The sequence below is a fragment of the Aeromonas sp. FDAARGOS 1409 genome (assembly GCF_019048705.1).
Lineage (GTDB): Bacteria > Pseudomonadota > Gammaproteobacteria > Enterobacterales > Aeromonadaceae > Aeromonas > Aeromonas sanarellii.
Genome location: NZ_CP077395.1, coordinates 3,346,755 through 3,361,594 on the forward strand (window position 1 = coordinate 3,346,755; position 14,840 = coordinate 3,361,594).

Consider the following 14,840-nt stretch of genomic DNA (forward strand, 5'->3'; position numbering starts at 1 on the left):
CTCCTTACATCCGGAAGATGCCGTACTGCTCGGGGCTGGTTGTTGAGGCTGACAGGGCCCCCTGGCAGGTGGCCAGCGCCAGGGCCAGCACGGTGCGGCTCTGGGCCGGATCGATGACGCCGTCGTCCCACAGCCTGGCGCTGGCGTAATAGGGGTGACCCTGCTGCTCATACTGCGCTATCACGGGGGCGCGGATGGCCTCGGCCTCCTGCTCGCTCAAGGCCTTGCCCTCGGCGGCCAGCCTGTCACGGCGCACCTGCACCAGCACGCCGGCCGCCTGCTCGCCCCCCATCACCGAGATGCGGCTGTTGGGCCAGCTGAAGAGAAAATCGGGTTCATAGGCGCGCCCGCACATGCCGTAGTTGCCGGCGCCGAAGCTGCCGCCGACGATCAGGGTGATCTTGGGTACCCGGCTGCAGGCCACGGCGGTGACCAGCTTGGCGCCGTGCTTGGCGATGCCCTCTTGTTCCGCTTGGCTGCCCACCATAAAGCCGGTGATGTTCTGCAGGAACAGCAGGGGAATCGCGCGTTTATTGCAGAGCTGGATGAAGTGGGCGCCCTTCTGGGCGCTGTCGCTGTGCAGCACCCCGTTGTTGGCGAGGATCCCCACTTGTATGCCTTGGATCCGGGCAAAGCCGGTGACGAGGGTGGTGCCGAACAGCGCCTTGAATTCGTCGAGTTCAGAGCCATCCACCAGACGGGCGATCAGCTCCCGGGCGTCATAGGGGCGCTTGAGACTGGTGCCCACCAGGCCATAGAGCTCCTCGATGGGGTAGAGCGGTTCGTCATGGGCGGCGCTGGATTGGGCGGGTGACTCTCCCGGATTGTTGGCCCCCAGGTTGCTCACCAGGGTGCGGGCAATCGCCAGGGCATGGGCATCGTCTTGCGCCAGGTGATCCGCCACCCCGGAGTGGGCGCAGTGCACCAGGGCGCCGCCCAGGGCCTCGGCGCTGATCTCCTCGCCGGTGGCGGCCTTCACCAGCGGCGGGCCCGCCAGGAAGATGGTGGCCTGGTCCTTGACCATGATGGACTCGTCCGCCATGGCGGGCACATAGGCGCCGCCGGCGGTACAGAGTCCCATCACCACCGCGAGCTGGGGGATGCCCTTGGCCGACATGCGCGCCTGGTTGTAGAAGATGCGGCCGAAGTGGTCCCGATCGGGGAACACCTCGTCCTGCATGGGCAGGAAGGCACCACCGGAATCCACCAGATAGAGGCAGGGGAGGCGCAGCCGCTCGGCGATGGCCTGGGCGCGCAGATGTTTCTTCACCGTGAGGGGGTAGTAGGTGCCGCCCTTCACGGTGGCGTCGTTCACCACCAGCATGCAGAGCCGGCCAGAGACCCGGCCTATGCCGGTGAGGATGCCAGCGGCGGGCACCGGCTCGTCATAGACCTGCCAGGCGGCCAGGGCCGAGAGCTCGAGGAAGGGGGAGCCCGGGTCCAGCAACCGGTCGATGCGCTCCCTGGGGAGCAGCTTGCCCCGGGCCTGGTGGCGGGCGTTGTTGGCGGCGCCGCCCCCCTGGGCTATCTCCTCCAGCCGGGCATGGAGATCCTCGATCAGCCCCTGCATGGCGGATCTGTTGGCGAGGTAGTCGGGGCTGGCCGTGTCGAGACGGGAGTGGATGCGGCTCATCTGCCTTCTCCCCTGGGCGCGTCGTTGCCGATGGTGGTGGACGGGGCGACATGCTTCATGCGTGTTCCCCCATCAGTTCGCGGCCGATGAGCCAGCGGCGGATCTCCGAGGTGCCGGCGCCGATCTCGTAGAGCTTGGCGTCCCGAAGCAGGCGGCCTGTGGGATAGTCGTTGATATAGCCGTTGCCCCCCAGCAGCTGGATGGCGTCCAGAGCCATCTGGGTGGCGTTTTCGGCGGCAAACAGGATGGCGGCGGCGCAATCCTTGCGGCTGGTATGCCCCTTGTCGCAGGCCGAGGCCACCGAATAGACCAGGGCCCGGCTGCTGGCGAGACGGGTATACATGTCGGCGAGCTTGCCCTGCACCAGCTGGAACTCGCCGATGGCCTGACCGAACTGCTTGCGCTCGCGCACATAGGGCAGCACCACGTCCATGCAGGCCTGCATGATGCCGAGCGGCCCGGCCGCCAGCACCACACGCTCGTAGTCGAGGCCGCTCATCAGCACCCGGACGCCGCCGTGCAGGGGGCCGAGGAGATTCTCCTTGGGCACCTTGCACGCCTCGAACACCAGCTCGCAGGTGCTGGAGCCGCGCATGCCGAGCTTGTCGAGCTTCTGGGCCGTGGTAAAGCCCGGCGTCCCTTTCTCCACGATGAAGGCGGAAATGCCTCTGGGACCGGCGGCGGGATCCGTCTTGGCATAGATGACGAAGGTGTCCGCATCGGGCCCGTTGGTGATCCACATCTTGTTGCCGCTCAGCAGGAAGTGATCGCCCCTCTCTTCTGCGCTCAGGCGCATGGCGACCACGTCGGAGCCGGCCCCCGGCTCGCTCATGGCCAGCGCCCCCACGTGTTTACCGCTGACCAGATCAGGTAGGTAGCGGGCCTTCTGATCAGGGGTGCCGTGACGGTGGATCTGGTTGATGCAGAGGTTGGAGTGGGCGCCGTAGGAGAGACCGACCGAGGCGCTGGCGCGGCTCACCTGCTCCATGACCAGTACATGGGCGAGGTAACCCAGGTCCACCCCGCCATAGGCCTCTGCCACCGTGATGCCGTGCAGCCCCAGCTCACCCATCTGCGGCCAGAGATCCCGGGGGAAGGCGTTGCTCCTGTCTATCTCCTCGGCGCGCGGCGCGATGATTTTCTGGCAGAAGGCCTCGACCTGTTCGGTCAGGGTCTGGAGGGTGTCGTCCATCAGGGCATGCATCCGTGCTCTCCTTTTCCTGGGGGTTCCGTTCTGTGGGACCGAGTGCGGTGGGCTCACCCAGGCGGGTTGGCACAGTTGGCACTGGTCAGTCCATTCATGAATCAAGTTTACGTTAGCGTAAACGTAAATGAGTTGTTAGTCTAAGGTAAATTCGTTGCCTGCCGACTGCAAGGGGATCCCTTCGGGTGGGCAACCGCAAGGAGCGAACAGGATGAACAGCATGTGCATGGGGGAGGCGGGTCCGTCGCGAGCCGCCATTTCCTGTCAACCAGAGGAGGGGGCGGCATGAGCCAATACCATACCCAGTACGGGGATCTGCCGCTCCATATCGGCGGCGAGGCCTACCCGTCGGCGAGCGAGCAGTGGATCGAGGTGACCAACCCGGCGGATCAGAGCCTGCTGGCGCGGGTACCGAAAGCCACCCAGGGAGAGATCGCACTCGCGGTGCGCACCGCCCACGACGCCTATCTGCAGTGGCGGGAGGTGCCGGCCTCGGAGCGGGCCCGGGTGATGTTCAACTACCAGCATCTCTTGAAGGTGCATCACGACGAGCTGGCGACCCTGCTGGCCCAGGAGACGGGCAAGAATCTGGCGGACGCCAAGGGGGATGTGTGGCGCGGCATCGAGGTGGTGGAGCAGGCCTGCGCCATCGCGAGCCAGACCCTGGGGGAGACCATGGGCAACGTGGCGCGCCGGGTGGACGGCCACTCCTGGGTGCAGCCGCTCGGGGTGTGCGTGGGCATCACGCCGTTCAATTTCCCGGCCATGATCCCGCTCTGGATGTTCCCGCTGGCGGTGGCCTGCGGCAATGGCTTCGTGCTCAAGCCCTCGGAGCAGGACCCGCTCACCCCCATGCGCCTGGCACAGCTGTTCGCCGAGGCAGGGGCGCCAGCGGGCATTCTGTCGGTGGTGCACGGCGGCGCCGAGCAGGTGGATGCGCTGCTGGCCCATCCCGACGTCAAGGCGGTGAGCTTCGTGGGGTCGGCCCGGGTGGGCGCCCACGTCTATCGCACCGCCACGTCGCAGCTCAAGCGGGCCCAGTGCTTCGTCGGCGCCAAGAACCACATGGTGATCATGCCGGATGCCAACAAGGGGCAGGTGCTCGGCAACCTGGTGGGGGCCGGGGTGGGCGCCGCCGGCCAGCGCTGCATGGCCATCAGCGTGGCGGTGTTCGTGGGGAGCGCCAGGGAGTGGATCCCCGAGCTCGCCGCCGAGTTTGCCAGGGTGAAACCCGGCGTCTGGCACGATCCAGAGGCGGCCTACGGTCCCCTTATCAGCCCCGAGGCCAAAGTCAGGGTGGAAGGTCTTATCGAGGCGGGGATCGCCGAGGGGGCCGAGTGCCTGCTGGACGGCCGCTTCTGCGACGTGCCCGGCTACCCTGTGGGCAACTGGGTGGGGCCCACCCTGTTTCGCGGCGTGACGCCCGAGATGCGCATCTATAGAGAGGAGATCTTCGGGCCCGTGCTGGTCTGCCTCGAGGTGGAGAGCCTGGACGAGGCGCTTGCCCTCATCAACGCCAACCCCTACGGCAACGGCACCTCCCTCTTCACCGGCTGCGGCGCCGCGGCCCGCAAGTTTCGCCACGAGGTGGCGGTGGGCCAGGTGGGGATCAACGTGCCGATCCCGGTGCCGCTGCCGTTCTTCTCCTTCACCGGCTGGCGCGGCTCCTTCTACGGGGATCTGCACGCCTATGGCAAGCAGGCGGTGCGTTTCTACACCGAGACCAAGACGGTGACGGAGCGCTGGTTCGACGAGGACATACCGGGCGGGCCCAATATGACCATCCATTTGCGTTGAGGGATGGGCCTAAGGCACTCCCGCCGGGACAGCCACGACCGGCCACCTGCCTTGAGTGGCCCGAACGATTGAGATAACGAGGAAGCGAACAAGATGGATTTTACCCTGACCGAATCCCAACGAGCCTGTGTCGAGTCGGCCGGCGCCTTCGCCGATCTGGCGCTCAAACCCCACGCCGCGCGCTGGGACAGGGAGCACGAGTTCCCCATCCCCACCATCAAGCAGGCGGCGGCGCTGGGGCTGTGCGGCCTCTACACCCCGGAACAATACGACGGCCTGGGCCTGAGCCGCCTCGATGCCAGCCTGATCTTCGAGCGCCTCGCCATGGGCTGCACCTCCACCACGGCCTATCTCACCATCCACAACATGGTGAGCTGGATGCTGGGCAGCTGGCTGCCTCCTGAGGTGGCCGAGGAGTGGGTGCCGAGGCTCGCCAGCGGCGAGCTGCTGGGCTCCTACTGCCTCACCGAGCCGGGGGCCGGGTCGGATGCGGCGGCCCTCAAGACTCGCGCGGTGCGGGACGGCGATGACTACCTCATCGACGGCAGCAAGGTGTTTATCTCCGGGGCGGGTAGCACCCAGGTGCTGGTGGTGATGGCCCGCACCGGCGGCGAGGGGGCCAAGGGGATCTCCGCCTTTATGGTGCCCGCCGATACGCCCGGGGTGAGCTATGGCAAGGCGGAGGAGAAGATGGGCTGGAACAGCCAGCCGACCCGGGAGGTGAATTTCAGCGCCGTGCGCATCCCCGCCCGCTACCGGCTGGGGGAGGAGGGGGAGGGCTTCAGGTTTGCCATGCAGGCACTCGATGGCGGGCGCATCAATATCGCGAGCTGTTCCCTCGGCACCGCCCAGCAGGCGCTGGACGACGCCCTGGCCCATGTGCGCCAGCGCCAGCAATTTGGGCGTCCGATCAGCGAATTCCAGAGCGTGCAGTTCCGCCTCGCCGACATGGCCACCGAGCTCGCCGCCGCCCGCCTGCTGGTGCGCCAGGCCGCCGCCAAGCTCGACGGAGGCAGCCCGGACAAGAGCGCCTGGTGCGCCATGGCCAAGCGCTTTGCCACCGACGTGGGCCACCGCATCTGCGACGAAGCCCTGCAACTCTTTGGCGGCTATGGTTATATCCGCGAGTACCCCCTGGAGCGCTACCTGCGCGACACCCGGGTGCACCGCATCCTGGAGGGGACGAACGAGGTGATGCGGCTCATCATCGCCCGCCGTCTGCTGGCCGCCCCCGGCCTGTCGCTGGAGTGATGGGGCTCCTTGGGGCCCCCTGGCCAGTAGCGGCGAGGCCCGTTCGCCGTCTGGCTGTGTGAGCCAGCCGAGAGTCGGCGCCATTCAACCCTGCCATCATGGGCAGGTTTCCATGACAAGGACGATGCAATGACAAGGATCAGGCTCGAATACCACGGTCACGTGGCCTACATCACCCTCGATCACCCGCCCGCCAACACCTGGACCCTCGCCAGCCTGCAGGCCTTCCTGCAGATGATGGTGGAGCTCGACAGCCGCCCCGACGTGGTGGCCCTGGTGATCCGCGGCGCCGGGGAGAAGTTCTTCTGCGCCGGCGCCGATCTCAAGATGTTCGCCGACGGCAACCTGGAGCACGCCCGCGAGGTGGCCGAGGCGTTCGGCCGCGCCTTCGAGGCCCTGGCCCGTTTCCATGGGGTCAGCATCGCCGCCATCAACGGCTACGCCATGGGGGGCGGGCTGGAGGTGGCGCTGGCCTGCGACATCCGCATCGCCGAGCAGCAGGCCAAGCTGGGCTTGCCGGAGGCCTCGGTGGGGCTCTTGCCCTGCGCCGGCGGCACCCAGCGACTCACCGAGCTGGTGGGGCCGGGCTGGGCCAAGCGGATGATCCTGTGCGGCGAGAAGGTGAGCGCCACCCTGGCCTACGAGATGGGGCTGGTGGAGGAGGTCGTGACCCAGGGACACGCCTGGACGGCGGCGCAGCAGATGGCGCAATTGGTTGAGCGCCAGAGCCCGAGCGCCCTGCGCGCCTGCAAGACGCTTATCAACCAGGGCCGCAGCACCCATAGAGACGCGGCGCTGCCGCGCGAGCGCAGCCTCTTCCTCGAGTTGTTTGCGGATCCCAACCAGCGCGAGGGGGTGGCGGCCTTCCTCGAGAAGCGCGCCCCGCGCTGGCGATATGACAAGCCCGATGGAGCGACGAATGAATAGACCCGTACGCGTAGAAACCTGTCCCACCGCCGATGGCCACAAGCTGGGCGTGCTGACCCTGGACAGCCCCGCCTCCCTCAATGCCCTGAGCCTGCCGATGATCCAGATCCTGCAGGAGGCGCTCACCGCCTGGGAGCAGGACTCGTCCATCGTCTGCGTGCTGTTGCAGGGGACGGGGGAGAAGGCGTTCTGCGCCGGTGGCGACATCCGCTCCTTTTATTACCGCAAGCAGGAGGCGAGCGAGTCGGAACTGTTTGTCTATGCCCGCGACTTCTTCGAGCAGGAATACCGGCTCGATCACCATATCCACCGCTACACCAAGCCGCTAATCTGCGTGGCGGACGGCATCTGCATGGGGGGAGGCATCGGCCTCTTTGCCGGCGCCGCGTTCCGGATCGTGACCGAGCGGAGCCTGTTCGCCATGCCGGAGGTGACCATAGGCCTCTACCCGGACGTGGGGGCCAGCTGGTTCCTGAGCCGGATGCCGGGTCGGCTCGGGCTCTGGCTCGGCCTCACCGGCGCCCGCTTCAACGGGGCGGATGCCATCGGCCTCGGGCTTGCGGATCACGCCATGGCGAGCCCTGAGCGCGCCGAGCTGCTGCCCCGCCTGGCCGCCCTCGACTGGTCTTCCTGTGCGGATGAATGCCAGGATCCCCGCGAGCAGCTGGATCGGCTGTTCAGGGGGCTGCACAGGGAGGTGACGGCGCGGCTGCCTGCGCCGGTGATCCTGCCCCATCAGGCTCGCATCGATGGCCTGCTGGCGGGCCGCAGCCTGGAAGGGGTGTTGGCCCGGTTGTTTGAGGCCAGCTTCGAGGATGCAGAGGCCGGCCTGGCCCAGGCAAGGGAGATCTGCCAGAGCGGCAGCCCCATCAGCCGCGCCATCCTCTGGCGCCAGTATTGGCAGGCGCGCCGCCAGTCCCTGGCCGAGGTGTTTGCCGACGAGCTGGCGCTCTCGGTCAACTGCGTGCTCAGGGGGGATTTTGTGGAAGGGGTGCGGGCCCTGCTCATCGACAAGGACAAGTCCCCCCGCTGGCAGGCGCCCCGGCCCGGCGCTGACTGGCTCGACGATTTCTATCGCTGGCCACAAGGGAACAACCCTCTGCGCCCCGCCTGCTGACGCGGGATCACACACAAGGAGCACACCATGACAAGGATGGGATTTATCGGGCTCGGCAACATGGGGGGGCCCATGGCCGCCAACCTGGCCAAGGCGGGACACGCCGTGCAGGTCTTCGATCTGGTGCCCGAGCACCTGGATCGGGCAGTCAAGGACGGTTGCATCGCCGCCGGGGATGCCCGCGAGGCGGTAAGCGGCTGCGAGGTGGTGATCAGCATGCTGCCGGCCGGCGAGCACGTGCGCGGGCTCTGGCTCGGCGAGAGTGCCGGTGAGCGGGGTGGTCAGGACTTGTTGGCGGCCCTGCCTGCGGGGGCCCTGGTGATCGACTGCTCCACCATAGACGTGGCCTCGGCCCGCCGGGTGGGGGAGGCGGCGACCTCGCGCGGCATCCGCTTTATCGATGCCCCCGTCTCGGGGGGCGTGGCGGGCGCCACGGCGGGCACTTTGACCTTTATCGTCGGCGGTGAACAGGCCGATTTTGAGGCGGCCAGATCCGTGCTCGCCTGCATGGGGCAGAACCTGTTCCACGCCGGGGCGCTCGGGGCGGGCCAGATCGCCAAGATGTGCAACAACATGCTGCTCGCCATCCACATGGCGGGCACCGCGGAGGCCCTGGCGCTCGGGGTGAAGGAGGGGCTGGACCCGAGCGTCCTCTCCACCATCATGGGCAAGAGCTCGGGCAACAACTGGAGCCTGGAACGCTACAACCCCTGGCCCGGGGTGATGGAAAACACCCCGGCGTCCCGTGGGTATGCAGGGGGCTTTATGACCCGGCTGATGGTCAAGGACCTGGGGCTCGCCATGGCGCTCGCCGAGCATGCCCACAGCGCCGTGCCCATGGGGGCCCTGGCCCGAAACCTCTTCAACCTGCACGCGAGCCAGGGCCAGGAGAACAAGGATTTCTCCAGCATCCTCGAGCTCTATCGGGACAAGACAGCGCCGGGTTAAGGACCGCTATCTACCTTTTTACCCGATAGTCTTTGACTCGACAGTCACCGGCCATCTCACCAGGAGCATTTATGGATATCAAACAGAAAGTCATCGCCATCACGGGGGCCGGAAGGGGCCTGGGTCGCGCCATCGCCCTGAGCCTGGCAGAGCAGGGGGCCGTGCTTGCGCTCATGGATGTCAACCGCGCCGACCTGGAGGTGACCGAGGCCGAGGTGCACAGCCGTGACGGCCGCTGCGCCCTCTTCGTCTGCAACGTGGCGAGCGAGCCGGAGGTGGAGGCGGCCTTCGCCGCCATCGACGAGCAGTTCGGCGCCCTGCACGGTCTCGTGAACTGTGCCGGCATCCTGCGCGACGGCATGCTCATCAAGGTGAAGGAGGGGGAGCTGGTGGAGAAGATGAGCCTGGCCCAGTGGCAGGCGGTTATCGACGTCAACCTCACCGGCACCTTCCTGTGTGGCCGCGAGGGGGCGGCGCTGATGGCGCGAGGGGGGCAGGGCGTCATCATCAACATCTCCTCCATCGCCCGGGCCGGCAACATGGGTCAGAGCAACTATGCCGCCAGCAAGGCGGGGGTGGCCTCATTGGTGGTGACCTGGGGGCGGGAGCTGGCCCGCCACGGCATCCGGGTGATGGGCATAGCCCCCGGGGTCTTTGCCACCGACATGACGGCGGCCATGAAACCCGAAGCCATGGCCCGGATGCAGCAGGCCATCCCGGTGGGGCACCTGGGGGAAGCGGCCCAGCTGGCCCAGACGGTGCAGTTCATCCTCGCCAACGACTATCTGTCGGGGCGGATGATCGAGATAGATGGCGGGCTGAGGCTCTAGCCCCACTTCCCCTTGACTCCACGCCCCGACTCCCGGGGCGTTTTCATGGGCGCGCCCGGCAGGCGATCCCGGGGGATGCATAGCCATGCAGGTCTGGTCCCGAAAACACCGGGTGACATCATGAAAAAACGTGAAAGATCAACGGGTCTCTCTTAATTTGAACCAGCTCACAGGCCCCCCGGGTCAGTGCTGTAAAATTGCGCGCGGTCAAGGTGGCTCATGATTGACGGCAGGAGGGATTGCGGTCGGAATAGTCATGCAATATAGTTGCCGCCTTTTTCACGGGGTATGGATTTTTCGCCCCTCCCATGTCGCGCGCTGTATGAATACGGATGCTCAGCCGCCGCCTAAGAAAACAGGTTTGAGATGGACAAGAAACTAGGGCTGGGCGCCCTCATTTCGCTGGTGATCGGCTCCATGGTCGGCGCCGGGGTCTTCAGTCTGCCACAAAACATCGCGGCGCACGCCAGCGCCGGGGCCGTCGCCCTGGGATGGGCGATCACGGGGATCGGCATGATCTGCCTGGCCCTGGTGTACCAGAACCTCTCCATGCGTCGTCCGGATCTCGACGGCGGCATCTTCAGCTACGCCAAGGCCGGTTTCGGTGACTTCGTCGGTTTCAACGCGGCCTGGGGCTACTGGCTCTGCCAGCTGCTGGCCAACGTCTCCTATGCCATCGTGGTGTTCAGCGCCCTGAGCTACTTCTTCGACACGCCGGACAAAGTCATCTTCGGTGACGGCAACACCCCGGTCGCCATCACGCTCGCCTCCCTGCTTATCTGGTCGGTGCATGCCTTGGTGCTGCGCGGCATCCAGGTGGCGGCCCTGGTGAACATAGTCACCACCATCGCCAAGATGGTGCCCCTCATCGTCTTCTGCGTCGCCATCCTGCTCGCCTTCAACATGGAGACCTTCACCCTGGATCTCTGGGGGCAGGGGAGCCCCGAGCTCGGCTCCGTGATGGATCAGGTGAAGTCCACCATGAAGGTGACGCTCTGGGTCTTCATCGGCATCGAGGGGGCCGTGGTGGTCTCCGCCCGGGCCCGCCATCGCAAGGACGTGGGCCGTGCCACCGTGCTGGCCCTGCTCGGCGCCCTGGCGCTCTACGTCATGGTGACCCTGTTCTCCCTCGGGGTCATGAACCAGCCGCAGCTGGCGGCGCTCAAGAACCCCTCCACCGCCATGATCCTGGAGGCCGTGGTCGGCCCCTGGGGCGCCTGGCTCATCAACATCGGCCTGGTGATCTCGGTGATGGGGGCCCTGCTGAGCTGGACAGTGCTGGCGGCGGAAGTGCCCTACATCGCCGGCAAGACCGGTGTCTTCCCGGCCTGGTTCGCCAGGGAGAACAAGAACGGCTCGCCCCAGGTGTCGCTCTGGTGCTCCACCTGCCTGGTGCAGATCTTCCTCATCATCATCTACTTCCAGAGCAGCACCTATCTGGCGCTGGTGAACATCGCCACCTCGGCGGCCCTGGTGCCCTACGTCTTCTCCGGTGCCTACGGCCTCAAGCTGGCGCTCTCGGGGCAGACCTACGAGCACCAGCCACACCAGCGCAAGCGCGACCTGCTGCTGGCCCTGGTGGCCACCGTCTACGGTTGCTGGCTGGTCTATGCCGCCGGGGTGGAGTACCTCTTGTTGGTGGCGCTGCTCTACAGCCCGGGCATCTTCATCTACTGGAAGGCGCGCCAGCACCATGGCCTGCGCAGCCTCAACCGGCTGGAGCAGGGGATGACGGCGGCCCTGCTCGGTTGCGCCGTGCTGGCCTTCTACAAGGTGATGGACGGTACCATTCCCCTGCATTAATCGGCACAATAAAGAGATGGCCTGGCGCCATCTCTTTTTTTATGCGAATTAATGGTCAACTTGACCGCCATTCACTCGGTGAAGGAATTTTTATGCTGTTTGTGGGGTATCTGGTATTGGGGGCCTTTGCGGGCATGCTGGCCGGGCTGTTCGGCATCGGTGGCGGGCTCATCATCGTCCCCGTGCTGGTCCTGAGTTTTCACGCACAGGGGGTTTCCCCCGAGATCATCACCCACCTGGCGCTTGGCACCTCCCTGCCCACCATGATCTTCACCGGCATCAGCTCCCTGCGGGCGCACCAGGAGGCCGGTGCGGTGGACTGGGTGATGATCCGCAGACTCGGCGCCGGGATGCTGATCGGTGCCTGGCTCGGTGGCATGACCGCCAACCTGCTGAGCGCCAGCACCCTCAACATCATCATCGGCTGCTTCGCCTGGACCATGGCGCTGCAGATGGGGCTCAACCTCAGGCCCAAGGCGGAGCGCCATCTGCCCGGCCCCGTCGGGACCGGCATCGCGGGTACCGTCATCGGCTGGCTCTCCGCCCTGTTCGGCATCGGTGGCGGCTCCATGACGGTGCCCTACCTCAGCTGGAACTCGGTGCCCATGCGCAACGCCGTGGCGGCCTCTGCCGCCTGCAGCATCCCCATCGCCGTGGCGGGCAGCCTCAGCTACCTCTATGCGGGCTGGGGCCGCACCGATCTGCCCGAGTGGAGCGTCGGATTCGTCTACCTGCCGGCGCTGCTCGGCATAGTGCTCACCAGCACCCAGTTTGCCCGGCTCGGCGCCAAACTGGCCCATCGCCTCTCCCCCAGGCGGCTCAAGCAGGCGTTCGCCCTGCTGATGCTGGTGGTGGGGGCAAAATTTATGCTATTTAGCTGATTTATTGGAAAATTGCCGAAAAAGCAGGCGAACGGTCAGGCCCAGGGCAGAAAGCCATTGCATTGGCAGGCCAGTTTGCCTATTCTCCTCGCCGGTGGTCCTATTGGTCCTCTCGCATTGATAACCCGTCGACCTGGTCAGGACCGGAAGGTAGCAGCCAAGGCGGGGGACTCGAGTGCCGGGATGTGGCTGGTAGGGCCACCACTTGTTTCTGAGATTCAATAAGTTACAGCTAATCACCCTCTTCAGACCTCTTGGTAATCCACTTTGTGTGGATGAATCAGGAGTCTTCTCTGTGAATCTCTGGCTCAGTCCTCAAGGTATCTGGTACTACCGCAAGGTGACACTGCTCCCCTGTGGTCGCCGCAAAGACATCAAGAAATCTCTCCGCACTCGGGACAAGCTGGTCGCTCGTGAACAGGTGGCTAAGATGCTTGCCTGTGCGCGTTCTCGGGTAAAACCAGCGGCTGTCCAGCCAGAACCTCAGCCAAACTACCTGCCAGAGCCTCAGTGGCTACAGCAACAGACACCCTCAGCGGCCAATCCTGCTCCTAAGGCAGTCTCTGAGACTCCTTCTGCCATTTCATCCCCTGCACTCTCAGAACTCAGTGAGCGTTATCTGAAAGAGAAGGCCCTATCCTGGGCTCCCAAAGAACTCAGTAATCAGAAGAACTACATCGGCTACTTCATCAAGGCACTGGGGGATAGATCTCCCACCGCGTACAGCAAGGCCGATGTGGTCAAGTTCAAGGACGAGCTACTGAACTCAGGGAAGAGCCCGACGACTATCAACAAGTACCTCCAGAAGCTCTCGCTGTTGTTCGTCTGGCTAGGCAATCACCACGAGGGCATCGTCAATCACTTTGCTGGGCTCAAGCTACAGCGGGTCAAAGAGGTCAATGCTCGAAGTAGCTATACATCTGCGGAGAAACAGCGGTTGATACAATGGGCGAAGGAACAGGAGCCATACCGCAAGTGGATAGCGCTGCTCGGCCTGTATACCGGAGCGAGAGCCAATGAGATTTGCCAGTTGTACGCAGACGATGTGCAGCAGGTCGACGAGGTATGGTGCCTGAACATCAGAGACAACCGCCCAGACCAGAAGCTCAAGACGGCCAACAGTGCTCGCTTGATCCCTATTCACTCCTCGTTGATTGCTGGTGGCTTTATCGGCTTTGTGCAGGAAAGGGCAGGGGGACGGTTGTTCCCTGAGCTACCTCATCGACAAGACGGTTACAGCCATCTCTGGGGGCAGTGGTTCAGTCGTCATCGTCCTGTAGACAAAGACTTCCACAGCTTGCGGCATACCGTAGCAACAGCGTTGAAGGATCATGGGGTACCGCTTCAGTATGCGGCTGCGATCTTGGGGCATACCAACGGGGCGATCAGTTACGACAGGTATGGCGGTGGCGTGGCAGTCGAGAAGTTGCAGGCAGCTATCGAAGAGGCGCTATGAACGAGCGTAGAAGCTTGCTGGGTAGCGAGTGCGAGAAGAAGGGGCCGGTGTGTGCCCCTATGAGATGATGAACTTGTGTCGCAATGGTTGAGCCGATTGGACGGCATGTTAATGCTAAATCATGTTTAAACAGCATTTTTTGTACTTAAGTTCACTACCACAAGGACAAGGCTCATTTCTTCCCACTTTCTGCGCACGGGGTCGGTTGTCCGAGTAATTACGATCTGGCCTAGAAGTAGATGGGGTCGCACGTGATGTGCCAAAGTTGTTGATTGTCTGTTCCAGGATGATTTGCTGTTCAATGACGACCGTTTTATCGTCTTTCATCAAGGACATTGCGGTCATTACTGTTGTCAGGAAAGCGAGAAGTAGGCCAAGAAAGGTGTAAAGTTCCATTCTTGTTTTTGGAAGAATGTCGCTGATGTAGGCTAACTCAGGAGCTTCTTTTTCAATTTGTTCCTGAACTTCCTCTCTTGTTAGTTTTTCCTTTTGGGCTCTATTGAGTATGTTTACGTAACGACTCAATTGTTCAACAGTCTTTCTTGGCGCATCAATTATCTCGATGACATTTCCCAAGACATTGAACACCCCATCGGGGACACTACCCATCCCACCGCAAGCTGGACAAGGACCAGATTTATTACCTGATAAAGAAAGATTATGGATACTACCTTCAAAAGCAAATCCAGATGGAAACGCGGTTCCACAGTTGTCGCAAATCGCAGGGAAATTGGGCATTCTGCATCCTGTATGATTGCTCAAGTAATGTGCTTAATGTTACCCGTTTGAAGATGGGGCAACAACAAGAAGCTCGCAATCGACATCTTGCGAATTCCATTGGTAAATTCTGGAAAAATCCGTGAGGACTTTTAAGGCGTTACCTCCACCCCACTATCCCCCGTCCCCCCTATCTTCTGCCACTCTCCTAGCCGCCTACTGCTCGTCAGTTCTCCTTCGTCTTCAGCATGTCCTGCTGTTCGTCTTAGTAGGGCC

General features: G+C 63.9%; 12 protein-coding genes and 1 other RNA gene. 10 read left to right on the plus strand and 3 right to left on the minus strand.

Annotation, left to right across the window (positions count from 1 at the left end; all coding sequences use genetic code 11):
* Positions 1–4: 4 nt before the first annotated feature.
* Together I6L39_RS15715 and I6L39_RS15720 are read right to left on the minus strand one after the other, a co-directional pair.
* The gene (locus I6L39_RS15715; RefSeq protein ID WP_209792092.1) at positions 5–1,633 is read right to left on the minus strand and encodes a carboxyl transferase domain-containing protein; all 1,629 of its coding nucleotides are present in this window, start codon (positions 1,631–1,633) and stop codon (positions 5–7) included.
* 55 nt (positions 1,634–1,688) lie between these two features.
* Positions 1,689–2,837: an isovaleryl-CoA dehydrogenase gene (locus tag I6L39_RS15720; protein ID WP_216990174.1), complete on the minus strand. Its 1,149-nt coding sequence runs from the start codon at positions 2,835–2,837 to the stop codon at positions 1,689–1,691.
* Positions 2,838–3,122: 285 nt separating this feature from the next.
* Between I6L39_RS15720 and I6L39_RS15725 the strand changes: the two genes are divergently transcribed.
* From I6L39_RS15725 to I6L39_RS15770, 10 genes are all read left to right on the plus strand, one after another.
* On the plus strand, positions 3,123–4,634 hold the full coding sequence (locus I6L39_RS15725; protein ID WP_216990175.1) for a CoA-acylating methylmalonate-semialdehyde dehydrogenase: 1,512 nt from the start codon (positions 3,123–3,125) through the stop codon (positions 4,632–4,634).
* A gap of 93 nt (positions 4,635–4,727) precedes the next feature.
* Entirely contained in the window at positions 4,728–5,885 is a 1,158-nt protein-coding gene (locus I6L39_RS15730) for an acyl-CoA dehydrogenase family protein (protein ID WP_216990176.1), read from the plus strand.
* 129 nt (positions 5,886–6,014) lie between these two features.
* Complete coding sequence (locus I6L39_RS15735; RefSeq protein ID WP_042078249.1) at positions 6,015–6,812, plus strand: enoyl-CoA hydratase; 798 nt, start codon at positions 6,015–6,017, stop codon at positions 6,810–6,812.
* Positions 6,805–7,929, plus strand: coding sequence for an enoyl-CoA hydratase/isomerase family protein (locus tag I6L39_RS15740; RefSeq protein WP_216990177.1), 1,125 nt, complete (start codon positions 6,805–6,807; stop codon positions 7,927–7,929). The genes I6L39_RS15735 and I6L39_RS15740 overlap by 8 nt, the downstream gene beginning before the upstream one ends.
* Before the next feature lie 27 nt (positions 7,930–7,956).
* Positions 7,957–8,877: a 3-hydroxyisobutyrate dehydrogenase gene (gene mmsB / locus I6L39_RS15745; RefSeq protein ID WP_216990178.1), complete on the plus strand. Its 921-nt coding sequence runs from the start codon at positions 7,957–7,959 to the stop codon at positions 8,875–8,877.
* A 71-nt stretch (positions 8,878–8,948) separates the two neighbouring features.
* Positions 8,949–9,707, plus strand: a complete 759-nt coding sequence (locus I6L39_RS15750) for an SDR family oxidoreductase (protein ID WP_042078252.1) — start codon at positions 8,949–8,951, stop codon at positions 9,705–9,707.
* Between the two features lie 366 nt (positions 9,708–10,073).
* Complete coding sequence (gene arcD / locus I6L39_RS15755) at positions 10,074–11,510, plus strand: arginine-ornithine antiporter (protein ID WP_042078253.1); 1,437 nt, start codon at positions 10,074–10,076, stop codon at positions 11,508–11,510.
* 92 nt (positions 11,511–11,602) lie between these two features.
* Complete coding sequence (locus I6L39_RS15760) at positions 11,603–12,391, plus strand: sulfite exporter TauE/SafE family protein (protein WP_042078254.1); 789 nt, start codon at positions 11,603–11,605, stop codon at positions 12,389–12,391.
* A gap of 101 nt (positions 12,392–12,492) precedes the next feature.
* Positions 12,493–12,589, plus strand: an RNA gene (gene ffs, locus I6L39_RS15765) — signal recognition particle sRNA small type.
* A gap of 97 nt (positions 12,590–12,686) precedes the next feature.
* Positions 12,687–13,847, plus strand: a complete 1,161-nt coding sequence (locus I6L39_RS15770; protein WP_216990179.1) for a site-specific integrase — start codon at positions 12,687–12,689, stop codon at positions 13,845–13,847.
* A gap of 114 nt (positions 13,848–13,961) precedes the next feature.
* Here the strand turns inward: I6L39_RS15770 and I6L39_RS15775 are convergent, their stop codons facing one another.
* Positions 13,962–14,585 carry an SEC-C metal-binding domain-containing protein gene (locus tag I6L39_RS15775; RefSeq protein WP_124245254.1) on the minus strand — a complete coding sequence of 208 codons (624 nt, stop codon included), beginning with the start codon at positions 14,583–14,585 and terminating at the stop codon, positions 13,962–13,964.
* Positions 14,586–14,840 lie beyond the last annotated feature (255 nt).